Origin of the sequence: Staphylococcus pasteuri, assembly GCF_030547725.1 — a bacterium.
In the GTDB taxonomy this organism is placed as follows: Bacteria; Bacillota; Bacilli; order Staphylococcales; family Staphylococcaceae; genus Staphylococcus; species Staphylococcus pasteuri.
This window is the reverse complement of the sequence record NZ_JAUOQO010001076.1, coordinates 1-231: the sequence shown is the minus strand read 5'-3', so window position 1 is coordinate 231 and position 231 is coordinate 1. Positions and strand designations below refer to the sequence as shown.

Annotated in this window: 1 protein-coding gene; it reads right to left on the bottom strand. The window is 46.3% G+C overall.

What is annotated here, in order from left to right; all coding sequences use genetic code 11:
• The coding region (locus tag Q4528_RS16460) for a hypothetical protein (protein ID WP_303522872.1) at positions 1-231 on the bottom strand (231 nt) is incomplete at both ends.

The window sequence follows — 231 nt, the reverse complement described above, 5'->3', positions numbered from 1 at the left end:
CGCCATACCATTTTCCGTTGGCGTAAAATTTGAAACTGGGCTGGCTATCGGTAACGTTCACTAGTAGTTGCCAGGTATTGTCGCCGATTAAGTTCATCGCGGTTTTTCCCCAACTGTTTGCAGTTCCACGAAAATCAACGCTCTCAAAATCTTTTTGGTAGTTAGCTGATTGATCGAGCACCGTCACCACTACGCTGTCGGTAGCGCTATTTCCTTGGTTATCCTTAACGG